23 protein-coding genes are annotated in these 21,997 nt (G+C 68.9%); 16 read left to right on the forward strand and 7 right to left on the reverse strand.

Translation table 11 applies throughout. The annotated features are described in order from the left end of the window. Nucleotides 1-2 precede the first annotated feature (2 nt). The 10 genes from MKCMC460_RS09735 (at nucleotide 3) to MKCMC460_RS09780 (ending at nucleotide 9,986) form a co-directional block, all read left to right on the forward strand. Nucleotides 3-956 carry a respiratory chain complex I subunit 1 family protein gene (locus MKCMC460_RS09735; protein WP_236983930.1) on the forward strand — a complete coding sequence of 318 codons (954 nt, stop codon included), beginning with the start codon at nucleotides 3-5 and terminating at the stop codon, nucleotides 954-956. A 1-nt stretch (nucleotide 957) separates the two neighbouring features. Beyond that, nucleotides 958-1,614 (forward strand): hypothetical protein, encoded by a 657-nt coding sequence (locus MKCMC460_RS09740; protein ID WP_236981700.1) that lies wholly within the window; start codon nucleotides 958-960, stop codon nucleotides 1,612-1,614. Then, a complete protein-coding gene (locus MKCMC460_RS09745; protein ID WP_236981701.1) occupies nucleotides 1,614-3,080 on the forward strand; it encodes a proton-conducting transporter membrane subunit in 1,467 nt (488 codons plus the stop codon). Before MKCMC460_RS09740 ends, MKCMC460_RS09745 begins: the two co-directional genes overlap by 1 nt. Continuing rightward, a complete protein-coding gene (locus tag MKCMC460_RS09750; RefSeq protein WP_370653101.1) occupies nucleotides 3,077-4,549 on the forward strand; it encodes an NADH-quinone oxidoreductase subunit C in 1,473 nt (490 codons plus the stop codon). The genes MKCMC460_RS09745 and MKCMC460_RS09750 overlap by 4 nt, the downstream gene beginning before the upstream one ends. Continuing rightward, complete coding sequence (locus tag MKCMC460_RS09755) at nucleotides 4,530-5,456, forward strand: ABC transporter ATP-binding protein (RefSeq protein ID WP_236981702.1); 927 nt, start codon at nucleotides 4,530-4,532, stop codon at nucleotides 5,454-5,456. Before MKCMC460_RS09750 ends, MKCMC460_RS09755 begins: the two co-directional genes overlap by 20 nt. Beyond that, nucleotides 5,453-6,283: an NUDIX domain-containing protein gene (locus MKCMC460_RS09760; RefSeq protein WP_238305634.1), complete on the forward strand. Its 831-nt coding sequence runs from the start codon at nucleotides 5,453-5,455 to the stop codon at nucleotides 6,281-6,283. The genes MKCMC460_RS09755 and MKCMC460_RS09760 overlap by 4 nt, the downstream gene beginning before the upstream one ends. After that, on the forward strand, nucleotides 6,280-7,047 hold the full coding sequence (locus MKCMC460_RS09765; protein WP_236981704.1) for an enoyl-CoA hydratase: 768 nt from the start codon (nucleotides 6,280-6,282) through the stop codon (nucleotides 7,045-7,047). Before MKCMC460_RS09760 ends, MKCMC460_RS09765 begins: the two co-directional genes overlap by 4 nt. Nucleotides 7,048-7,058: 11 nt before the next feature. Then, the gene (locus MKCMC460_RS09770; protein ID WP_236981705.1) at nucleotides 7,059-8,054 is read left to right on the forward strand and encodes a class I SAM-dependent methyltransferase; all 996 of its coding nucleotides are present in this window, start codon (nucleotides 7,059-7,061) and stop codon (nucleotides 8,052-8,054) included. A gap of 2 nt (nucleotides 8,055-8,056) precedes the next feature. Next, a complete protein-coding gene (locus MKCMC460_RS09775; protein WP_236983934.1) occupies nucleotides 8,057-9,229 on the forward strand; it encodes a class I SAM-dependent methyltransferase in 1,173 nt (390 codons plus the stop codon). A gap of 70 nt (nucleotides 9,230-9,299) precedes the next feature. Next, nucleotides 9,300-9,986, forward strand: coding sequence for an esterase (locus MKCMC460_RS09780; protein ID WP_236981706.1), 687 nt, complete (start codon nucleotides 9,300-9,302; stop codon nucleotides 9,984-9,986). A gap of 106 nt (nucleotides 9,987-10,092) precedes the next feature. Here the strand turns inward: MKCMC460_RS09780 and MKCMC460_RS09785 are convergent, their stop codons facing one another. After that, complete coding sequence (locus tag MKCMC460_RS09785; protein WP_236981707.1) at nucleotides 10,093-11,382, reverse strand: PQQ-binding-like beta-propeller repeat protein; 1,290 nt, start codon at nucleotides 11,380-11,382, stop codon at nucleotides 10,093-10,095. A gap of 65 nt (nucleotides 11,383-11,447) precedes the next feature. Here MKCMC460_RS09785 and MKCMC460_RS09790 point away from each other — a divergent pair, with 65 nt between their 5' ends. Both MKCMC460_RS09790 and MKCMC460_RS09795 read left to right on the forward strand, forming a co-directional pair. Then, entirely contained in the window at nucleotides 11,448-12,188 is a 741-nt protein-coding gene (locus MKCMC460_RS09790; RefSeq protein WP_236981708.1) for an acyltransferase, read from the forward strand. A 96-nt stretch (nucleotides 12,189-12,284) separates the two neighbouring features. Next, the gene (locus MKCMC460_RS09795; RefSeq protein ID WP_236981709.1) at nucleotides 12,285-12,911 is read left to right on the forward strand and encodes a hypothetical protein; all 627 of its coding nucleotides are present in this window, start codon (nucleotides 12,285-12,287) and stop codon (nucleotides 12,909-12,911) included. A gap of 74 nt (nucleotides 12,912-12,985) precedes the next feature. Here MKCMC460_RS09795 and MKCMC460_RS09800 read toward each other — a convergent pair whose 3' ends face one another. From MKCMC460_RS09800 to MKCMC460_RS09810, 3 genes are read right to left on the reverse strand one after another with little or no spacing between them, the layout of a single operon-like run. Next, nucleotides 12,986-14,326 (reverse strand): deoxyribodipyrimidine photo-lyase, encoded by a 1,341-nt coding sequence (locus MKCMC460_RS09800; protein ID WP_236981710.1) that lies wholly within the window; start codon nucleotides 14,324-14,326, stop codon nucleotides 12,986-12,988. A gap of 3 nt (nucleotides 14,327-14,329) precedes the next feature. Then, nucleotides 14,330-14,809 carry a TspO/MBR family protein gene (locus MKCMC460_RS09805; protein ID WP_236981711.1) on the reverse strand — a complete coding sequence of 160 codons (480 nt, stop codon included), beginning with the start codon at nucleotides 14,807-14,809 and terminating at the stop codon, nucleotides 14,330-14,332. Further along, on the reverse strand, nucleotides 14,806-16,878 hold the full coding sequence (locus tag MKCMC460_RS09810; protein WP_236981712.1) for an MMPL family transporter: 2,073 nt from the start codon (nucleotides 16,876-16,878) through the stop codon (nucleotides 14,806-14,808). Before MKCMC460_RS09810 ends, MKCMC460_RS09805 begins: the two co-directional genes overlap by 4 nt. Before the next feature lie 73 nt (nucleotides 16,879-16,951). Between MKCMC460_RS09810 and MKCMC460_RS09815 the strand changes: the two genes are divergently transcribed. Next, complete coding sequence (locus MKCMC460_RS09815; RefSeq protein WP_236981713.1) at nucleotides 16,952-17,446, forward strand: MarR family winged helix-turn-helix transcriptional regulator; 495 nt, start codon at nucleotides 16,952-16,954, stop codon at nucleotides 17,444-17,446. Between the two features lie 16 nt (nucleotides 17,447-17,462). Here MKCMC460_RS09815 and MKCMC460_RS09820 read toward each other — a convergent pair whose 3' ends face one another. Next, the gene (locus tag MKCMC460_RS09820) at nucleotides 17,463-17,771 is read right to left on the reverse strand and encodes an STAS domain-containing protein (RefSeq protein WP_236981714.1); all 309 of its coding nucleotides are present in this window, start codon (nucleotides 17,769-17,771) and stop codon (nucleotides 17,463-17,465) included. Nucleotides 17,772-18,051: 280 nt separating this feature from the next. On the opposite strand from MKCMC460_RS09820, the gene MKCMC460_RS09825 reads away from it, so the two are divergent. Genes MKCMC460_RS09825 through MKCMC460_RS09835 form a run of 3 tightly spaced genes read left to right on the forward strand, consistent with a single transcriptional unit; the run spans nucleotide 18,052 to nucleotide 21,071 of the window. After that, nucleotides 18,052-18,702, forward strand: a complete 651-nt coding sequence (locus MKCMC460_RS09825; RefSeq protein ID WP_236981715.1) for a heme-binding protein — start codon at nucleotides 18,052-18,054, stop codon at nucleotides 18,700-18,702. Then, nucleotides 18,699-19,742, forward strand: coding sequence for a type 2 isopentenyl-diphosphate Delta-isomerase (gene fni, locus MKCMC460_RS09830; protein WP_236981716.1), 1,044 nt, complete (start codon nucleotides 18,699-18,701; stop codon nucleotides 19,740-19,742). Before MKCMC460_RS09825 ends, fni begins: the two co-directional genes overlap by 4 nt. A 9-nt stretch (nucleotides 19,743-19,751) precedes the next feature. After that, the gene (locus MKCMC460_RS09835; RefSeq protein ID WP_236981717.1) at nucleotides 19,752-21,071 is read left to right on the forward strand and encodes a glycosyltransferase; all 1,320 of its coding nucleotides are present in this window, start codon (nucleotides 19,752-19,754) and stop codon (nucleotides 21,069-21,071) included. On the opposite strand, the gene MKCMC460_RS09840 is transcribed toward MKCMC460_RS09835, so the two are convergent. Together MKCMC460_RS09840 and MKCMC460_RS09845 are read right to left on the reverse strand one after the other, a co-directional pair. Continuing rightward, nucleotides 20,998-21,558, reverse strand: coding sequence for a MarR family winged helix-turn-helix transcriptional regulator (locus tag MKCMC460_RS09840; RefSeq protein WP_238305635.1), 561 nt, complete (start codon nucleotides 21,556-21,558; stop codon nucleotides 20,998-21,000). The two genes, MKCMC460_RS09835 and MKCMC460_RS09840, sit on opposite strands and share 74 nt — an antisense overlap. A gap of 45 nt (nucleotides 21,559-21,603) precedes the next feature. Further along, nucleotides 21,604-21,990 (reverse strand): DUF2784 domain-containing protein, encoded by a 387-nt coding sequence (locus tag MKCMC460_RS09845; protein ID WP_236981719.1) that lies wholly within the window; start codon nucleotides 21,988-21,990, stop codon nucleotides 21,604-21,606. Nucleotides 21,991-21,997 lie beyond the last annotated feature (7 nt).

Below are 21,997 nucleotides of genomic sequence, written 5' to 3' on the forward strand. Positions count from 1 at the left end.
TCATGTCGGCTCTGGCCGGCCTCGCCCAGATCGGTGGGGTGATGCTCGGCGCGCCGCTGGTGATCGGGCTGATGCGCCAGGTGCGGGCCCGCTTGGAAGGTCGTTGCGGCGCAGGCATTCTGCAGCCGTGGCGCGATCTACGCAAACAACTGCGCAAACAGCAGGTCAGACCGGAGGGCACCACGCTGGTCTTCGCGGCTGCCCCGGTATTGCTGGCGGCCACGACGCTGCTGATCGCCGCAATCGTCCCGCTGGTCGCGACCGGTTCACCGCTGGACCCGGTCGCGGACCTGTTCGCCGTGGTGGGCCTGCTGTTCCTCGGCACGGTGGCGCTGACCTTGGCCGGCATCGACACCGGAACCTCTTTCGGCGGGATGGGCGCCAGCCGTGAGATCACCATCGCCGCGCTGGTCGAGCCCACCATCCTGCTCGCGGTGTTCGCGCTGTCCATCCCTGCCCGCTCGGCCAATCTGGGCGCCATCGTCGGGTTCAGCCTGCACAACCCCGGCGAGGTGGTGTCGCTGAGCGGAATCCTGGCGTTCGTCGCCCTGGTGATCGTCGTCATCGCCGAGACCGGGCGGCTACCCGTCGACAACCCGGCCACCCACCTGGAGCTGACCATGGTGCACGAGGCGATGGTGCTCGAATATGCGGGGCCGAGGTTGGCGCTGGTCGAATGGGCAAGCGCGATGCGTCTCACCGTGCTGCTGGCGCTACTGGCGAATCTGTTCGCCCCATGGGGGATCGCGGGGCAGCGGCCGACCCTGATCGGCGTCGGGATCGGTATCGTCGCCATAGCTTTGAAGGTGGTGCTGGCCGCCGCGGTACTGGGCGGTGCCGAGGTATTCATCGCGAAACTGCGCCTGTTCCGGGTGCCCGAATTGCTGGCCGGCTCGTTCCTGATGGCGCTGCTGGCGGTCAGCGCGGCCAATTTCTTTGCCGGACAAGCGGGATGACATGACTGCACTGAACTATGGAAGTGTGCTCGACCTGGCGCCGGGCGGGTTGGTGCTGACCGCTGTGCTGATCGTGTGGCGGCGCGACCTGCGTTCCATCGTGCGCCTGCTCGCCGCCCAGGGCATCGCCCTGGCCATCATCCCGGTCATTCTCGGTGTGCACGAACACAATTGGGAACTGATCGGTATCGGCGTGGCACTGTTCGTGCTGCGCGGCGTCGTCCTGCCGATGCTGCTCTCCCGCGCACTGGACGCCGATGAGCATCGCGAAGCGACACCGCTGGTGAACACCACTGCCTCGCTGCTCATCGCGGCGGGACTGACGGTGATCGCGCTGGCCGTCACCCGCCCGTTGGTGCGGCTGGATCCCGGCGCCGAGGTCAGCGCCGCTCCGGCGGGGCTGGCGGTGGTGCTGATCGCCTTGTTCGTGATGGCGACCAGGCGACACGCCATTTCGCAGGCCGCCGGATTCCTCATGCTGGACAACGGAATCGTCGCCACCGCGTTCCTGCTCACCGCCGGTGTACCGCTGATCGTCGAACTGGGCGGCTCGCTCGACGTGCTGTTCGCGCTGATCGTCCTGGGCGTCCTGACCGGACAGCTGCGACGGATGTTCGGCGGCACCGGCCTGGACCAGCTACAGCGATTGCGAGACTGATGACCATCCTGATTCTGGTGCCGATCCTGGCACCGGCCGCTGCCGCAGTGGCCGGCTGGATCGGTGGGTGGCGCCGCGCGACGGCCACCCTGACCGTGCTTTCGGCGATTGCGGTGCTCGGATCGGCTGTGGCGCTGGGCATTCAGACGGGCGGGCGGCCCGGCGTGGTGCTGGACGGACTGCTGCGCTCCGACGCCTTGTCGGTGACGATGCTGATCGTCATCGGCGTCGTCGGCACCCTGGCCACCTGGGCGAGCATCGGCTACATCGACGCCGAACTCGAGCACGGCCACACCGACCGCGGCGACGCCCGGCTGTATGGGACGCTGACGCCGGCGTTCGTATCCGCGATGGCACTGGCGGTGTCCGCCAACAACATCGGGGTGACCTGGGTAGCCGTGGAAGCCACCACGGTGATCACGGCTTTCCTGGTCGGGCACCGTCGCACCCGCACCGCGCTGGAGGCTACCTGGAAGTACGTGGTGATCTGCTCGGTCGGGATCGCCGTCGCGTTCCTGGGCACCGTGCTGCTGTATTTCGCGGTGCGCCACGCCGGCGCCGACAGCGCGACCGCCCTCGATCTCGACGTGCTGGTGGCTCGCGCCGGCCAACTCGACCCGTCGGTGGCCAGGCTGGCGGGTGGGCTGCTGCTGATCGGATACGGCGCCAAGGTGGGATTGGTGCCGTTCCACGGCTGGCTGGCCGACGCGCACAGCCAGGCGCCGGCCCCGGTGTCGGCGCTGATGAGCGGAGTGCTGCTCTCGGTGGCGTTTTCGGTGCTGATCCGGTTGCGCGGGGTCATCGACGCCGCGGTGGGCAGCGGCTTCCTGCGGGCCGGCTTCCTGACCCTTGGACTAGCCACCGTCCTGATCGCCGCGCTGTTGCTCACCGTGGCAACGGACCTCAAGCGGATGCTGGCCTACTCGTCGATGGAGAACATGGGCCTGATCGCGATCGCGGCGGCCGCGGGAACCAAACTGGCCATCGCCGCGCTGCTGCTGCATGTGCTGGCGCACGGCGTCGGAAAGACGGTGCTGTTCCTGGCCGGCGGTCAGTTGCAGGCCGCACACGATTCCACCGCCATCGCCGACATCAGCGCGGTGCTGACCCGCTCGCGCCTGATCGGCACCTCGTTTGCCATCGGAGTTGTTGCGCTGCTTGGGTTTCCGCCGTTCGCGATGTTCGCCAGCGAGTTGGCCATCGCCAGGTCGCTGGCCGATGCCCGGCTCGTCTGGGCGATGGGCGCCGCGCTGCTGCTGATGGTGGTGGCATTTGCGGCGCTGGTCGGCAACGCCCGACGCATCCTGCTCGGGTCGCCGAGCGTGGACGCCCCGCCCATCGTGGTGCCCGCCTCGGTGGCCGCCGCATTGCTGGCCGGCGTCGCGGCCTCGCTGGTGCTGGGCGTGTCCGCCGGACCGCTGACGGGGCTGTTCAGCACGGCGGCCAGTCAGTTCGGGGCCGGATGATGCCGCCGGAACGGCTGTGCCGCAACGTATCTGACGATAGCCTTGCCGGTGCCGTCGGGACCCTGTTGGACGACGGATTCAGATTGGCGCTGGTGGCCGCCCACGACGACGGCGCCGTGCTGCGGGTCGTCTACCTGCTGCTGGCCGGGCAGCCGGACCGCCGCGTCGAACTCACCCTGACCATCGACGCCGGCGATCCGGCGGTGCCTTCGCTTGCCCACTTGTCCATCCCCGCCGGCCGCTTCGAACGCGAGATGATGGACCTGTACGGGATCGCGCCGCAAGGACATCCGCAGCCGCGACGATTGGTGAGCCACGCGCACTGGCCGTCGGACTGGTATCCGATGCGCCATAACGCGTCCGCACCAACAGAATTCGCGACCGTGGGGGGGTTTCCGTTCGTCACCGTCGAAGGCCCCGGGGTGTACGAGATCCCGGTCGGGCCGGTCCACGCCGGACTGATCGAGCCCGGGCACTTCCGCTTTTCGGTGATCGGGGAATCGGTGTTGCGTCTCAAGGCGCGGCTGTGGTTCGTGCACCGGGGCATCGAGAAGCTGTTCGAGGGGCGACCCGCCGCGGGGGCGGTGGGGATGGCCGAACGGATCAGCGGCGACACCTCGGCCGCCCACGCGCTGGCCCACAGTTTGGCGGTGGAGGAGGCGCTCGGTTACCAGGCGCCCGACGCGCTGCACCGGCTGCGGGCGCTGCTCGTCGAACTCGAACGGCTCTACAACCATGCCACCGACCTGGGGGCGCTGGCCAACGACGTCGGATTCGCACTGGCCAACTCCCATGCCCAGCGAGTGCGCGAACTGGTGCTGCGCATCAACCACCGTGTCACCGGGCACCGGCTGCTGCGCGGCGCGATCCGGCCCGGAGGCGTTGTCCTGCAACAGCTTCCAGAGCCGGTCGAGCTACGGGCGCTGGCCGTCGACGTCGCCGAGATCGCCGCGCTCACCCTGGGCAACTCGGTGATCTACGACCGCTTCGCCGACACCGCCGTGCTGAAGCGCGACGACGCCTGCGCGATGGGTTGCCTGGGCTACGTCGCACGCGCCAGCGGCATCGGCACCGATGCGCGCCTGGACCACCCGACGACGCCGCTGCCGGTCGAGCCGGTGGGCCGCGCCGACGGCGACGTGCTGGCCCGCTACCTGATTCGCCGCGACGAGTTCGCGGCATCGGTCGCGCTGGCCTGCACCTTGATCGAGGAACACCACGGCCCGCTGCAACAGGTGGCGTCGCTGCCGGCGGCCGGTGGGTCGGGTGTGGGGATCGTGGAGGGCTGGCGGGGCACCATCGTGCACCGCGTGGAGGTCGACGCCGGTGTGATCACCCGCGCCAAGGTGGTGGATCCGTCCTGGTTCAACTGGCCCGCGCTGCCGGTCGCGATGGCCGACACGATCGTCCCGGACTTCCCGCTGGCCAACAAGAGCTTCAACCTGTCCTATGCCGGCAACGACTTGTGAGGGCTGGCGACCCAAGGTGAGCCGCGTCGTCGCGGTACGGCACGATGGTCGGGTGCCCGAAACCGGCCCCGAAACCGATGCTGTAGAGGCCGATCCCGACCTGCTGATCGACTTCCGAAACGTCGCGCTGCGCCGCGGCGGGCGCACCCTGGTCGGGCCCTTGGACTGGGCCGTCGAACTCGACGAACGCTGGGTCATCATCGGCCCCAACGGCGCCGGCAAGACGTCGCTGCTGCGCATCGCGGCGGCCACCGAGCACCCGTCCAGTGGCATCGCGTTCGTGCTGGGGGAGCGGCTGGGCCGGGTCGACGTCAGCGAACTGCGCGCCCGGATCGGCCTGAGCTCCTCGGCCCTGGCCCAGCGCATCCCCAGCGACGAGGTGGTGCGCGACCTCGTCGTCTCGGCCGGTTATTCGGTGCTGGGCCGCTGGCGCGAGCGCTACGACGACGTCGACTACCAGCGCGCGCTGGACATGCTGGAGAGCCTCGGTGCCGAGCACCTGGCCGACCGCGACTACGGAACGCTGTCCGAAGGCGAGCGCAAACGGGTGCTGATCGCCCGCGCGCTGATGACCGACCCGGAGTTGCTGCTGCTCGACGAGCCCGCCGCCGGGCTGGACCTGGGCGGCCGCGAGGAGCTGGTGGCCCGGTTGGCCGACCTGGCCGCCGACCCCGACGCCCCCGCCCTGGTGCTGGTCACCCACCATGTGGAAGAGGTGCCGCCGGGATTCAGCCACTGCCTGCTGCTCTCCGAGGCCCAGGTGGTGGCGTCCGGTCTGCTGCCCGATGTGCTGACCGCGGAGAATCTCTCCGCGGCGTTCGGGCAGCGGATCGCCCTGGACGTCGTCGACGGACGCTACTTCGCCCGCCGGGTACGTACCCGGGCAGCTCATCGGAGGCAGCCATGACCGAACCGCACGTGCCGCTGCCCGCGCGCCCGGCAGCGACCGTGATGCTGATCCGCGACGCACCCGGTGGCCTGAACATCTTCCTGATGCGTAGGCATTCGCAGATGGAGTTCGCGCCCGGCGTCATCGTGTTCCCCGGCGGTGGTGTCGACGATCGCGACCGCACCGCCGAGATCGCCTGGGCGGGCCCGCCGCCGCAGTGGTGGGCCGAGCGGTTCGGCGTCGACGCCGACCTGGCCGAGGCCCTGGTGTGCGCAGCGGCGCGGGAGACCTTCGAGGAGTCCGGCGTGCTGTTCGCCGGGCCCGCCGCGGATCCGGACGGGATCGTTCGGGATGCGTCGGTGTACCGCGAGGAGCGCCACGCGCTGGCCGACCGCACCCTGTCCTTCGCTGATTTTTTGCGCACCGAGAACCTGGTGCTGCGCTCGGACCTGTTGCGTCCGTGGGCGAACTGGGTCACCCCCGAGGCCGAGCCGACCCGCCGCTACGACACCTACTTCTTCGTCGGCGCGTTGCCCGAAGGTCAGCGAGCCGACGGCGAGAACACCGAATCCGACCGGGCCGGCTGGGAGTCGCCGCGCAAAGCCATCGACGACTTCGAGGCCGGCCGCAACGTGCTGCTGCCGCCGACCTGGACGCAGCTGGACTCGCTGGACGGGCGCAGTGTCGCCGACGTCCTCGCCGTCGAGCGCCAGATCGTGCCCGTGCAGCCGCTGCTGGAGAAGCGGGGCGACAACTGGGTCTTCGAGTTCTTCGACTCCGACCGCTACCACGCGGCTCGGGAGAAGGGCGGATCCATGCAGTGGCCCCTGGGCATGCCCAAGTGAGCGAGTTCGTCAGTGTCGTGGTCAGCGACGGCTCTCAGGATGCCGGCCTGGCCATGCTGCTGCTGTCGCGGTCGCCCACCAACGCGATGACCCGGCAGTTCTACCGCGAGATCATCGACGCCGCCGACGAACTGGGCCGCCGCGACGACGTGAGCGCGGTGATCCTGTTCGGCGGCCACGAGATTTTCTCCGCCGGCGACGACATTCCCGAACTGCGCACGCTGGATGCTGCCGGGGCCGGCACGGCCGCTCGGGTGCGCTGTGAGGCCATCGACGCCGTCGCCGCGATCCCGAAACCCACCGTGGCCGCGATCACCGGATACGCGCTGGGCGCCGGCCTCACGCTGGCGCTGGCCGCGGACTGGCGGGTCAGCGGCGACAACGTGAAGTTCGGCGCCACCGAAATCCTGGCGGGGCTGGTGCCCGGCGGCGACGGGATGGCCCGCCTCACCCATGTGGTCGGAGCCAGCCGGGCCAAGGAGTTGGTGTTCAGCGGCCGCTTCTTCGACGCCGAGGAGGCGCTGGCGCTGGGTCTGATCGACGACATGGTGGCCCCCGACGACGTCTACGACGCCGCCGCGGCGTGGGCGCGCCGGTTCCTGGAAGGTCCGGCTCCCGCGCTGGCAGCGGCGAAGGCCGGCATCAACGACGTGTATTCGGGATCCGGCGGATCCGAGCGCCGCGCCGCCGAGCAGCGCCGCTACGTCGAGGTATTCGCCGCTGGTCAGGGCGGTGGCACCGACAGGAATTCCGAAGAAGGTTAGGCTTGCCCCTCATGACGAGGAGTACCACCAAGAGCCCTGGCCCTGACGCCGACGCCGTCCCCAATCCGCACGCCACCGCGGAACAGGTGGAGGCCGCGCGTCACGACAGCAAGCTCGCCCAGGTGCTCTACCACGACTGGGAAGCCGAGAACTACGACGAGAAGTGGTCGATCTCCTACGACCAGCGTTGCGTGGACTACGCCCGCGGCCGGTTCGACGCGATCGTCCCCGACGAGGTGATCCGCGAACTGCCCTACGACCGTGCCCTGGAACTGGGCTGCGGCACCGGCTTCTTCCTGCTCAACCTGATCCAGGCCGGGGTGGCCCGGCGCGGCTCGGTCACCGACCTGTCACCCGGCATGGTCAAGGTCGCCACCCGCAACGGCCAGTCGCTGGGCCTGGACATCGACGGCCGGGTCGCCGACGCCGAAGGCATCCCGTACGACGACAACACCTTCGACCTGGTGGTCGGGCACGCCGTCCTGCACCACATTCCCGACGTCGAACTCTCGCTGCGCGAGGTGATCCGGGTGCTCAAGCCGGGCGGCCGGTTTGTCTTCGCCGGTGAGCCGACCAGCGCCGGCAATGTCTACGCGCGCGGCCTGTCGACGCTGACCTGGCGGGTGGCCACCAACGTCACCAAGCTGCCCGGGCTGGGCAGTTGGCGCCGCCCGCAGGAAGAACTCGACGAGTCGAGCCGCGCTGCGGCGCTGGAGGCGATCGTGGACCTGCACACCTTCGCCCCCGAGGACCTGGAGCGGATGGCCGCCAGCGCCGGCGCGGTGGACGTCGAGACCGCCAGCGAGGAGTTCACCGCCGCGATGTTCGGCTGGCCGGTACGCACGTTCGAGGCCTCGGTGCCGCCCGGCCGGCTGGGCTGGGGCTGGGCGAAGTTCGCGTTCACCGGCTGGAAGGCGCTGAGCTGGGTGGACGCCAACGTCTGGCGGCACGTCGCGCCGAAGGGGTGGTTCTACAACGTGATGGTCACCGGGGTCAAACCCTCCTGAGCCTGTTCGACGTCGACGACGTCAGCTATCTGCGCTCGGATGCCGGCGCGGCGGCGCTGGCGGTGGTCGCCGATTTCGAGTTCGGTGCGGCCACCCGGATCGCCGACGTCGCCGCGGTGCGCTCCCGGTTCGGCGACCGGACCCCGCTTCTGGTGGAGACGACGCTGCTGCGCCGCAAGGCCGCCGGCAAGCTCGACGGACTCGGTGACGTGGCGAGCTGGTTGTTCACCGACGAGGCGCTGCAGCAGGCCACCGCGGCCCCGGTCGCCCTGCACCGCGCGGACCGGCTGGCCGGGCGGGTGGTGCACGACGCAACCTGTTCGATCGGCACCGAGTTGGCGGCGCTGCGGCCCGTGGCGGCCAGGACGATCGGCAGCGACCTCGACGCGGTCCGGCTGGCGATGGCACGGCACAACCTCGGCGCCGACGTGGATCTGTGCCGCGCCGACGCCCTGCGCCCGGTGACCCGCGGCGCCGTCGTCGTCGTCGACCCGGCGCGGCGCAGCGGTGGGCGGCGCCGGTTCAACCCGGCCGAGTACCAGCCGGCCCTGGATTCGCTGCTGCACACCTATCGGCGCTATGAGCTGGTCGTAAAATGTTCTCCCGGAATAGATTTCGACGAAGTTGGCCGGTTGGGGTTCGACGGCGAGATCGAGGTGACGTCCTGGCGCGGTTCGGTTCGCGAGGCCTGCCTGTGGTCGGCCGGACTGGCCGAGCCGGGCGTGCGCCGGCGCGCGACCGTCCTGGACCGCGGTGAGCAGGTCGCCGACACCGATCCCGACGACAGCGAGGTGCGGCCGGCCGGACGCTGGATCGTCGACCCCGACGGGGCCGTGGTGCGGGCGGGGCTGGTCCGGCAGTACGCGGCGCGGCACGGGTTGTGGCAACTCGACCCCGACATCGCCTACCTGTCCGGCGACCGGCTACCGCCCGGGGTGCGCGGCTTCGAGGTGCTCGATCAACTGGCCTACGACGAACGGCGCCTGCGCGCCGCGCTGTGGGCGCTGGACTGCGGGTCGGCCGAGATCCTGGTCCGCGGCGTGGGCGTGGACCCCGACGCGCTGCGCCGACGACTACGGCTGCGGGGAAGCAGTGCACTGTCGGTGGTGATCGCTCGCATCGGCACCGGCGCTGCCGGACGGCCGGTCGCCTACGTTTGCCGGGCCTCACGGTAACGCCGGGTACGCTGACGGCGAATTACAACTCAAGACACCTCCCTTCCTGGTCTGCGAGGACATTTCGACGATGCGTTACCGGATGGCGACCGCGGCGATGGCTGCTGCGCTCCTGTTGGGATGGCCGGCGGGCACCGCAGCGGCGGCGCCGCCGACGTGCGCCAACCTCGGTGGCTCGCTCGAGGGCCAGACCTGCCACATCCACCAGTCGGGTGGCACCTACACGCTGGACATCACCTATCCCGCTGACTACCCCGACCAGCAGGCGCTGACCGACTACATCACCCAGAACCGCGACGGGTTCGTCAACGTCGCCCAGGGATCTGGTCGGCGTGATCAGCCCTACCAGATGGATGCCACCAACGACCAGCACAGTTCCGGCCAGCCCCCGCACACCCGCAGCGTGGTGCTGAAGTTCTTCCAGGACCTCGGCGGGGCCCGCCCGTCGAACTGGTTCAAGTCGTTCAACTACAACCTGGTGTCCAAGCAGCCGATCACCTTCGACACTTTGTTCGCGCCCAACGCCAATGCGCTGGACACCATCTTCCCGATCGTGCAGCGTGAGCTGGAACATCAGAGCGGGCTGGGGCTGGCCATCTCGCCGGGCGCCGGACACGACCCGACCAATTACCAGAACTTCGCGATCACCGACGACGCGCTGATCTTCTATTTCGCGCAGGGCGAGCTGCTGCCGTCGTTCGCCGGTGCGACCCAGGTGCCGGTGCCGCGCAACGCCATCCCGCCGCTGGCGATCTAGCCACGGTGTTTGGCCGGCGCGCGGATTCGATTCTGCGGCCATGGCGAGAAAGTGCGAGTGGCCCACGCCCTGAGCGCAGCGTCGACGCGGTGCGTTTCGCCTGCGGTCACGCCGGTTCGAAGCTGTAGACCTGGCCGTCGCTGGTGCACACCACCACGCGGCGGTCCTTGCCGACCGACACCCCGACCGGCGTGCCGGTGGCCGCGGGCAGCGGATAGCTGTTGGTGGTTTGACCGTTCGACGGGTCGAACACCTGCAGCGACATACCCGGGTCGTTGTCGTGCGGCGGACCGCCGACCACCGCGTAGCCGACCCCGTCACCGGCCAGGCTCGACGTCGACAGCGCGGTGACGTCCTCGCGTCGCCAGGCCACTTCCGCGTGGTCGCCCTTGTCCCGGAATGCCGTCAGCCGCGCCTCGGGGCCACCACCGGACACGATCAGGCCCTGCGGGGTGACCGCGGGCGGTGTCTGCGGCGAAAAGCTCAGTGGCGCAGACCATTTCGGCTTTCCATCGGTGGAGTGCAGTGCCCACAGGCGCTGGTCGCGGCCGTTGACGTAGACCGTCGATCCGTCGGCGGACAGCACCGGCGAGCCCAGCACGCCGGCCCCCACCGCATCGGAGGTCCATTCGCGGGAGAGTTGGCCCGCGTGATATTTCAGCCCGACCAGTCCCGCGGCCGGCGCCCCCGGCTGCCAGACGCCGATCACCACCATCTCGGTGGCTTTCGAGAACGCGGGCGCGGCCGCCACCGGGCAGGCCGGGCGCGCCGGCGCGCAGTCGGCCAGCCCGCGCGCCGCATCGGCGGGGTCAACACCGTCCACCAGATCGATCGACGTGCCCACCACGGCGCCGCGGTGGGTGTCGAAGACCAGCAACTGTCCCAGGTGCGTACTGACCAGCAGGCGGCCGTCACCCAGGAACCGCGGAGTAGTCGGCATGCCGATCACCGGTTTGCGCCAGCGCGTCCACTGTGTCGGCGGGAACGAGATGATCGACCCCGGCTGCCCCACATACAGATTGTCGAAGCCGTCGAACAGCGGGCCGCCGAAGCCACCGCCCTGGACCAGCCGCAGGCACCAGCGTTGCCGCCCGTTGCCGATTTCCCACTCCATGAACGAACAGCCGCCCGGGGTCTGGGAATTGAGGGCCAGGAAACCTCGCGCACCCAGCGCCGGGCCGGCCGTCAGGCTGCCTTTGACCGAACGCGTCCAGCGCAGGGTCAGTTTGGCGGCGCCATTGGTCGGGGTGTAGCTGCTGTTGGCAGCGTCCGCGTACGGTGCGGGCCAGCCCAGCGCGGGCGCCGCGTCCACCCAGGAGTCGGTGTTGCCGCAACCGCCGAGCGCGAGGGTGAGCACAGCCACCAGAACGGCCGTCAGCAGGCGTCGGGCGAGCACGGGTTCCTTTCACGGTCGAGTCCAGGTGAGGGTAACGCGTGAGGCTATAGGTAGGCTTTCGGGCCATGACGAGCATGTGGGGTGCGCCGCTGCATCGCCGGTGGCGCGGCGGCCGGCTCAGGGACCCGCGCCAGGCCAAATTCCTCACCCTGGCATCGCTGCGATGGGTGTTGCGCAACAAGGCCTACACGCCGTGGTACCTGGTGCGCTACTGGCGGCTGCTGAAGTTCAAGCTGCAGAACCCCCACATCATCACCCGCGGCATGGTGTTCCTCGGCAAGGGCGTGGAGATCCACTGCACGCCCGAGCTTGCGCAGCTCGAGATCGGCCGCTGGGTGCACATCGGAGACAAGAACACCATCCGCGCCCACGAGGGTTCGCTGCGCTTCGGCGACAAGGTGGTGCTCGGCCGCGACAACGTCGTCAACTGCTATCTGGACATCGAGCTCGGCGACTCCGCGCTGATGGCCGACTGGTGCTACATCTGCGATTTCGACCACCGCATGGACGACATCACGCTGCCGATCAAGGACCAGGGCATCATCAAGTCGCCGGTGCGGATCGGCCCGGACACCTGGATCGGTGTGAAGGTGTCGGTATTGCGCGGCACCTCCGTCGGGCGCGGCTGCGTGCTCGGATCGCACGCCGTGGTGCGCGGTGTCATCCCGGACTATTCGATCGCCGTCGGCGCCCCGGCGAAAGTGGTGAAGAACCGCAAGCTGTCCTGGGAGACCTCGGCCGCGCAACGCGCCGAGTTGGCCGCCGCCCTGGCCGATATCGAGCGCAAGAAAGCGTCCCATTCCTGAGGCTGATCAGGGGTTGCGGGTCATACCGCGATGCTGTTCGATCAACCGTGTCGGGCGCGGTAATTCGCCCAAATCCAGCGGTAGAAGGGAGCCCGGATGAAGCCGGCAAATGCAGTGGTGGGCTTGGCGGCGGCCGTGGCGCTGAGTGTGTTGGCCCCCGCGTGCGGCAGCAACGACGAAAAGGCTCCGGCCTCGTCCTCCTCGACGACGTCGGCGACCGGTTCGAGCAGCGCATCGGCAACCGCAACATCGTCCACCGCGGCGTCCGCCGACTACACCAACCTGCTGGTACCGCTCACCGATCTGCAGCCGCTCTCGGGTGACCCGCTGCAGGTCGGGCAGCCGGCCTCCCCGACCAACGATCCTCCCGGTGTGGAAGGAACGTTCCGGAACGCCAAGGGCGACAACATCATCAGCTTCAATATCGCCGTCCTGCCGGACGCTGCGGCCGCGGTCAAGGCGATGAGTGGCACGGTGGGGATTCTGGACAATTGGGTGGTCGGCGGCACCCCGCAACCCGTCGCGGTAGGCAACGGGGGAACCGCGGCGCTGGGTACATCGCCGGACAAGACCAAAGCCGTGACCGTGCTGCTGTTCACCGAAGGGAGGGCGTCGGTGACGATTCACTTCGAAGGCCCCCCGGGCGACGCCGCCCCGATCGATTTCGCCACCGCGGTAGCCGAGAAGCAGGACGCCACCATCAAGAAGAACTTGCCGGCGTAGTACTCGCCGCGTCGCAAGCGGCGGTGCTGGACGGCTGGCCGCACCCCCGGAACCGGGCCGCGAACCGGATGCCCTCAGCTGATGTCACCGTAGCGCCGCAACGCCTCTTGACGTTCTCTGGCATGGTCGACGATCGGCGCAGGGTATCCGTCGGGTCGGTCGCCCTTGATCAGATGGACATCGTCGACGTCGGCCAACTCGGGTACCCAGCGCCGGATGTAAGCGCCGGTCGGGTCGAACTTCTCGCCCTGCTTGGTCGGGTTGAACACCCGGAAGTACGGCGCGGCGTCGGTGCCGCTGCCCGCGCACCACTGCCAGCCGTGCTGGTTGTTGGCCATATCGCCGTCGACGAGTTGCCGCAGAAACCAGCGCGCGCCCCACTGCCACGGCAGGTGCAGATCCTTGACCAGAAACGACGCAACGATCATGCGCACCCGATTGTGCATGAACCCGGTCTCGCGTAGCTGCCGCATGCCTGCGTCGACGATCGGGAACCCGGTTTTGCCGGCAGTCCAGGACTCGAAGCGCTGGTCGGCATCCTGGCCGGTGTCGGTTCGGATGGCGTCGAAGTCGCCGTTCCAGTTGTGCCACACACTGTCCGGCCAGTGATAGAGCACTGCGGCGTAGAAGTCGCGAAAAGCCAACTGCCGCAAGTATTCCTGAGTGCCGTTGCGTCTCATGTCCAGGGCGGCGGCCATGGTCCGGGGATGGATGGTGCCGAACTTGAGGTGCGCCGACATCCGGCTGGTGCCCGCCAGATCCGGCCGGTTGCGGTCCTTGCCGTAGCGGTCCATGCCGTCGCCCACGAACTCTGCCCACTGCGAAAGTGCCTGCGCTTCGCCGGCGGCGACGTCCAACGTCACGCCCGGGTTCGGGATCTCGGCCGGCTGGAGTGCCTTACCCTGCACCCGGGACGGGTCGAGCCAGGACGCCGTTTCCGTGCCTGTCTGGGCCGGCGCCCGCCACCCGGCGTCGCGCCATCTGCCGTAGAACGGCGTGAACACCTTGTACGGGGTGCCGTCGTCCTTGGTCACCCGGCCCGGGGAAACCAGGTACGGCGAGCCCGTCGGCACCAGCGGCACCTCGCCCAGCGCTTCGCGCACCCGCTCGTCGCGGCGTCGCCCGAACGGTGCGAAGTCCTCGGAGATGTGCACTGCCGATGCGTCGATCTCGTTGGCCAACTGGGGGATTCGTTGCTCTGGCGGTCCCCGGACCACCAGCAGGCGCCCGTCCAGATCTTGTTGCAACTGACGCAGCGAGTCACCCAGAAACTGCAGGCGGCGCTGGCCGGAGGATTTCTCCAACTGCGGGTCGAGCACGAAACAGGCCAGCGTGTGGTCGCTTTCGGCGGCGGCGGCCAGCGCGGGATGGTCCCGCAAGCGCAGGTCGCGACGAAACCACAGCAGGCTGACCATTATTCAGCGGTTGAGCTGCCAGACCCGGGTGGCCAGCAAGGTGGCGAACACGCACCACAACGGGTAGGGGAGCAATGCCAGGCCGGCTCTGCGGTCCGCGGCGGCGGTGCGCCGGGTGAGGTCGGCGCTGCTGGCGGTCAGCGCGACGGCGCCCAACGCCGCGGCGCCGAGCTTGTGCCAGCCGAAGAACAGCCAACTCCACACCGCATTGATCGCCAGGTTCACGCTCAGGGCCGCAACGTATTTGCGTGCTTCGTCGTCCTGGCCGGTCTCGCGGTACCGATCGATGGCCGTCGCGGAACTGACCGCGATGTCGGTGTAGAGCGAAGTCCACGCGACCGGAAACACCGGACCGGGCGGCACGTAGGACGGCTTGCGCAGCCCCTCATACCAACCGGGAGTGCGTGCCGGGCTGGCCACCGTTCCCGAGACGGCGACCGCCGCAACGGCCAGCCCAGTGGCGGCGAGTGTCTTTCGATTCATATCGACTCCTTCCGGTTCAGGGCGGCAGGCCACCAGATGCGGTCCCCGATCAGCGCGAACAGCGCCGGGATCACCAGGGTGCGCACCACGAAGGTGTCCAGCAGAATGCCCAGTCCAACAATGATGCCCAACTGGGTCATCACGATCAGCGGCAACACTCCCAACACGCAAAAGACCGCTGCCAGAACAATTCCCGCGCTGGTGATGACGCCGCCGGTGACCGAGACCGCGCGGACCATCCCGTCCCGTGCGCCGTGTTCGGCGGCCTCCTCGCGGGCGCGGGTGACCAGGAAGATGGTGTAGTCGACACCGAGTGCGGCCAGAAACAGGAAGGCGTACAGCGGGGCGATGTTGTCCAGCGCGGGAAAACCGACCACATGCATGCTCGCCCAGCCGCCGAGGCCCAGCGCCGCCAGCGCCCCGAGGATCGTCGCCGCCAGCAGCGTCGGCGGCGCCAGGGCCGAGCGCAGCAGCACGTAGAGCACCAGCAGGATGACCGCCAGGATCGCCGGGATGAGCAGATCTCTATCGTGTACCGCCGCATCGCGCGCGTCCAGCGCCTGCGCGTCGGGGCCGCCCACCACGGAGTTAAACGACGCGGTCGAATTACGCAGCGCCGCAATCGTTTTGAAAGCCTGCGGGGAGGACGGCGCGGCATCGGTCACCACGGACCATTTCGTCAGCCCGGCCGGCGACGTGCCGGCGGGACGGGCCGAGACCACGCCGGGAGTGGCGGTGATGGCCTGCTGCACCTGCGCCGATCGGTCGGTGGGGGCGATCACCTCGGTCGGGTTGGCCGACCCTGCCGGAAAGTGCGCAGCCACGACGTCGTACCCGGTCACCGAATCCGCCCGGACGCGGAATTGTTCGGTTTGGGTGAGACCGATGCGCACGCTCAGCAGTCCGGTCGCCAGCGCGGCCAGCACTACGACGGTGAGGGAGGCGACCAGCGCCGGCCGGCGTGCCACCGATTCGGCGACGCGGTGCCAGACGCCGGACTCAGACGGTGCCGGGTCGTCCTGCTGCTCGGGTTGCGGGACGAACGGCCAGAACAGGCGCCGCCCGCACAACGCCAGCAACGGCGGCAGCAGCAGCAGGACCGACAGCACGGCGACCAGCAGTCCGCACGCGGCTAGCGCACCCAGGCTGCGGGTGCTCGGTGTCCAGGCGGCGATCAGCGTGAGCAGCGCCAGTACCACGGTGGCGTTGCTCGCCACGATCGCCGGCCCGGCCGCCCGCACCGCCCGGGCCAGCGCGTCGCGATGGTCGCTGTGACGCCGAAGTTCTTGGCGGTAGCGCGAAATCAGCAGCAGCGCATAGTTGGTGCCCGCGCCGAACACCAACACGCTGGTGATGCCGGACGTGGAACCGTCGAAGCTGAGCCCGGTCAGCGACGCCACCGCGGTGCCCACCGCAGCGGCCATCCGGTCGGCGAAGGCGATCACCAGCAACGGCACCAGCCACAGCACGGGGGAGCGGTAGGTGGCGATCAACAGCAGAGCCACCACCGATGCGGTGACCGCGAGCAGCGTGATGTTGGCTCCGGCGAACGCGTTCGCGATGTCGGCACCGAACGCCGGCCCGCCGGTGACGTGTGCGGCCATGCCCGCCGGTAGACCCGTCGCGGCTGCATCGCGTTGCGCAGCTACGGCGTCGTTGAGGGACATGCCGGACAGGTCGGCGCTGATCGGAACCACTGCGATGGCGGCCCTCCCGTCTTCTGACACCAGCACCGGGGCGGCGGCGCCGCCGGGTTGGCCTGCGCCGGCGGCGGCCAACATCCGATTGCGGGCGTCCTCACCCGCCTGCTGGAGCGCGGCGCGGTCGGCGGCGCCGTCGACCCGATTGACCACCACGATCAGCGGGACCCGGTCACCACCGGGAAACTGTTTGGACAGCGTCTGTACCTTCGCGGAATCTGAATCGGTTGGCACCACAGGCGGCGCCTGGCCTGCTGCGGCATTCCCCCCGATCAGCACCATGAAACCGACGGACACCAGAAAAACGCCCAAGGCGAGCAGCCACGAGCGACGGCCCGTGACCGCGGTCGCGAGTCTCTGCCAGATCACCGATCAAGTATTTCAGTAGCTGAAACTTTAATCAACTGAAGTGAACCTGACATAGGGATATGCTGCTGGCGTAATGGACCCTGATGAGCAGTCCTCCGGACGCGCTGCGTTGGAGGAGATGATCGCGGCCGATCTGCGCGAGATGTCGACCGAATCCGACCAGATCGGCCGCCTTTTCGCGGTCTCACATGCCGTGCGACCCACCGACTTTCGTGCCCTGCTCCATATCATGGTCGCCGAGACGGCCGGCCGGCCGATGACTTCCGGCGACCTGAGCGAACAAATGGGCATGTCGGGAGCCGCCATCACCTATCTGGTGGACAGGCTCATCGATTCGGGTCATATCCGGCGTGATTCGCATCCGGCCGACCGGCGAAAAGTCGTGCTGCGCTACGCCGATCCCGGGCTGCAGACCGCCCGCTCGTTCTTCACCCCGCTGGGCGGTCACGTGCACCGCGGCTTGAGCGAACTGTCCGATGCGGACCTGGCCGCCGCGCACCGGGTTTTCGGAGCCCTCATCGGTTCGATGCGCGACTTTCGCACGGAGTTGCGCTCCGCTAAGCCGTGATGGGTTGGACGCGTCGTCAGGAAGCGTCACCGAGGAGCTGCAACGCCTCCGGAACCGATCTGACCAGCGGCAGGCAGTGGTCGCTCACGACGCGCAGCAACGGCCGCATCGCGATGCCACTCACCATGCTGCACGCCGTGCTCAGAGACAGCAGCTCCTGGAAACCTTCCATGCCGATGAAACGCAGGTGGCTCAGGTCCAGGATCAGCGGGCGTTTCGCGTTGCTCGCGTGGCGAACCGCGGCTCCGACGAGTTCGGCGTTGGACGCGTCTATCTCACCGTCGACGCGAAGTACGGTGGCAAGGTTGCGCGAATAGTGGCACATGCGGGCCCGGCCTGAGTCGAAGACCGGCCGGCATGGGGGATGATCTGGTATTTCCGTTGAATCGACAGCGTGCATCACAAGGGTCATCCGGTATCTGGAAACGAGCGGGCCTGCTCAGTGGGTTCAGCTGTGTCATCAACTGCCGATAGTCTAGCGCGCTCCAGCTGGTGGCGGCCGGATTCGCTACCGGGACAACCGAAAATGTGGACACCGTTCGCTTAAATTGATGAATCATTCACTTACTGAAATACCTAACGGCAGTGCGGGTAGACTCGGCCCGATGGCACTACCACTGGGTTCGGTTGTTCAAGGCATCGGCAAGATCATCACCGGGGCGGCTTCGGTGGTGGGTTACCGGCACGGCACCGAGGAACCTGCATACAGCTCCGAGGACCTGGCCGGCGGTGTCCAGATCCGGCGCTACGGCGCTCGGGTGGCCGCCGAGACCACGGTCCGCGCCGACGAAGTCGCCGCCCGCAGCCGAGGATTCCGGACGTTGGCCCGCTACATTTTCGGCGGCAACCACACCCGGTCCGAGATCGCGATGACGGCTCCGGTGCAGCAGCAGGGCGCCGGACGGCCGGGTCGCAAAATCGCGATGACGGCGCCGGTCGCCCAAGAGTCCCGCGGCGACCGAGAATGGGTCATCCGATTCTTCATGCCGGCCGACCAGACGCTGGACACCCTGCCCGAACCCGACGACCCCGCAGTCAGGCTGGTAGAAGTCCCGCCGCAGACGGTCGCGGTGCGGCGCTTCACCGGCAGTCGCAGCAGCCGTGCGGTGGCCGCGCAGACCGACAAGCTGCTGAACACGCTGCGCGATTTCGGATTCCAGACCACCGACACCCCGGTGGCGTGGTTCTACGACCCACCCTGGACGCTTCCGCTGCTGCGCCGCAACGAGATCGCTGTTCCGGTTTCCACCGCATGAGCGCCGAGCAGGCCGAAATGGCGTTTCGCAAACGCCGGCACATCGACGTGTGCCGCTACGAAGACGTCGACTTCGCCTCCGTGACCACCGGATTGGAGCGCTATCGGCTGTCCTACAACGCGCTGACGCAGACCAGCCTCGACGACATCGATTTGTCCGCCGAATTCCTCGGCGCCCGATTGCGGGCACCCGTCCTGGTGGGTGCGATGACCGGTGGCGCGGAGTTGTCCCGCACCATCAACCGGAACCTGGCCACCGCCGCCCAGCGACTCGGCATCGGGATGATGCTCGGGTCGCAACGCGTCATGCTGGACAGCGTCCGCGGTGAACGCGCGGCGGCCAGCTTCACGGTGCGCGACGTTGCCCCCGACGTGCTGCTGATCGGCAACATCGGCTTGTCCCAGTTCACCAAGGACGCGGTACCGGACATCGTGCAGGCGCTGGACCGGGTCGAGGCCAATATCCTTGCCGTGCATGCCAATCCGTTGCAGGAGGCGGTGCAGCACGACGGCGACACCGACTTCGCCGGCTCCATCGACCGGCTGCACGACGTGACCGCGATGCTGGACTATCCGGTGCTGCTCAAGGAGGTCGGTCACGGCATCGGCGCGCACGCGGTGGCCGAACTGTTGGGTCGCACCGGTGAACCGCCGGTGGCGGCCATCGACGTCGCCGGCGCCGGTGGCACGTCCTGGTCGCGCGTCGAGCAACTGGTCCGCTACGGCGAACTGCGGTATCCCGACCTCGCCGAATGGGGAATACCGACCGCGCAGGCGCTGCTCGAGGTGCGCGCCGCGCTGCCGGCCATCCCGCTGGTCGCCTCCGGGGGCATCCGGTCCGGCATGGACGCGGCGAAGGCGATCGCGCTGGGCGCCGACGTCGTCGCCGTCGCGCGCCCCCTGCTATCGGCGGCCATCGAGTCCGCGGCGGCGGCCACCGCCTGGTTGCAGCACTTCATCGACGAGCTTCGGATCTGCTTACACGGCTGCGGCGCAGCAGATTTGGCGGCGCTGCGCGCGCTCGGCGCGACCTCCGCCTAGGCTGACCCCATGGCGGTGATCCTGGCCTACGGTTCGCCCGCGCTCGGCCACCTGTACCCCATGGCTGCGCTGCTGCGCGAGCTCGCAGTGCGGGGACACCGAGTTCACTTGCGCACCATGGCTTCTGGCGTCGGTGCGATGCGCCGGCACGGACTGCACGCCGAGCCCGTCGATCCGCGGATCGAGGCGATCGTCAGCCGGGACTGGCTGGCGCCGGACTCGTTGAGCGTGCTGAAGATGACGCTGGACGTGCTGTGCCGGCGCGCCGTGCTAGAAGTCGAGGAGCTCAATAACGCGATCGAACGGGTGCGCCCCGACGCGCTCGTCGTCGACGCCAACTGCTGGGGCGCGATCTCGGCGGCCGAGGCCAGTGCCTCCAATGGGCCTGCCTGGTGCGTCTTTTCGCCGTTCACACCGTATCTGAGCTCCCGGTACGCGCCGCCGTTCGGGCCCGGCCTGCGCCCGCTGCCCGGTCTCGTCGGCCGGGTCCGCGACGCGTCCATGCGGCCCTTCGTCCGCCACCTGCTCGACCGGCCGGTGTCGCCGCGTATCAACACCATTCGACGTCAACTGGGCATACCGCCGATCGACTCGGTGGATGCGCTGATGCGCCGGGCGCCGATGCTGCTCGCGGTGGGTGGCGAACCGTTCGAATACCCGCACCCGGACTGGGGCGACGCCGTGCACTTCCTCGGCGCGTGCGCGTTCGAACCGGACGCGGCCGCGGCCGCCCCGGCCTGGCTGTCCGCGATCGAGCGGCCGATCGTGTTGGTCAGCACATCGTCGGTGGCCCAGGCCGACGCCAAACTCGGCGAGGTGGCGCTGCGGGCACTGGCCGATGCGCCGGTCCACGTCGTCGCCACCTTCCCCGCAGGCATCCCCACCGGCTTACCGCGGACGCCGAACGCCACGGTGTGCCGGTTCGTCCCGCACTCCGCGGTGCTGGACCGGGCGATCTGCGCCGTCACCCACGGCGGCATGGGCACCACGGTGAAAGCTTTGGATCGCGGCGTTCCGGTGTGCGCGGTGCCCTTCGCGCGCGACCAGGCCGAGGTCGCGCGCCGGGTGCAGGTCGCCGGCTGCGGGACCCGGCTGCCCGCGAAGCATCTCACGGTCAAGAGGTTGCGACGTGCGGTCCTGACGGCAGCGACGCTGGGCGAGGGTGCTCGCCGGGTGGCCGCAGGTTTCGCGGCCACCGGAGGGGTGGCCCGCGGCGCGGACCTGATCGAGCAGCGCCTGCTGTCCGGGATCGGCGCTACTTCGGCGCTCCCTGACGCCGGCCGGCGGTTTTCTTCCGGGGCTGAGCGGAAGCTTGCGGGCTGGGGGTGACCAGGTCGGCCTCGAACTCCGACATGGCGGTCACCATCGCCGTGAACACCCGATGGGCGGCGATGAGGTCCCGGTCGCTGAGGTCGGACAAGGCGTCGCTGAGACGAGCGCCGAGCGGCTGGAAAAAGCCCTGCGCCAGCGACATGCCGCGGGTCTGGTATCGCAGCAACCACTTGCGCCGATCGTCGGGATCGGGATCGCGACGGATGTGGCCCGACTCGATCATCCGGTCCACCAGATAGGTGATTGCGGCGGGGGAGACGTCCATGCGTTGTCGCAACTGCGCGAGGGTCAGCGGCTCACCGACCGTCTCGGCCACCATGATGTGCAGCAACGCATGGAAGTCGCTGCTGCTGACGTCGTTCATGCGGGCGAAATGGCGACCGATGCGGTCGGACTGCGCGGTGATCGCCCGCATGTCGGCCGACAGCATTTTCTCCAGCTCAACGCGGCTGGACGGCGCTTCGCTAGCGCGGCGTTTGGTCACCTAACTGTGTCCCTCATCAGCTACCCACAGTACGGCGTCGCGGATTCACCGTCCGCCTAACCGGCCCCCACCGCGTGCGCGCCGCTGAACAGCCAAGACGATCCACGACACCGCGGCCGCCAGGAAGGCAAACGACTGGGCGGCGCCGATCCGATTTGCCGGCAGCATCACCCCGTCCACGTAATGGCCGATGAAACCCGCCGCCGGTAGGGGGTCCATGCCCGCCCGGTCCCGCGCCCACTTCTCCAGCGAGGTCAGCGGACAGGGGAGTTCCAGTGCCACCACCGCCGCGCCCCAGCACACCGTGGGCACGTGCAGCCAGAACGTTCGAGGCCAGCGCATCGCGAGAAAGCCGCCGCTGGGCAGGTAAACCAGGTAGGCGATGTGGGTCGCGACAGCGCCGGCCACCATCGCTGTGTAGGGCTTTTTCATCGCTTTT

The organism is Mycobacterium sp. 20KCMC460 (assembly GCF_022179425.1).
GTDB classification, from domain to species: domain Bacteria; phylum Actinomycetota; class Actinomycetes; order Mycobacteriales; family Mycobacteriaceae; genus Mycobacterium; species Mycobacterium kiyosense.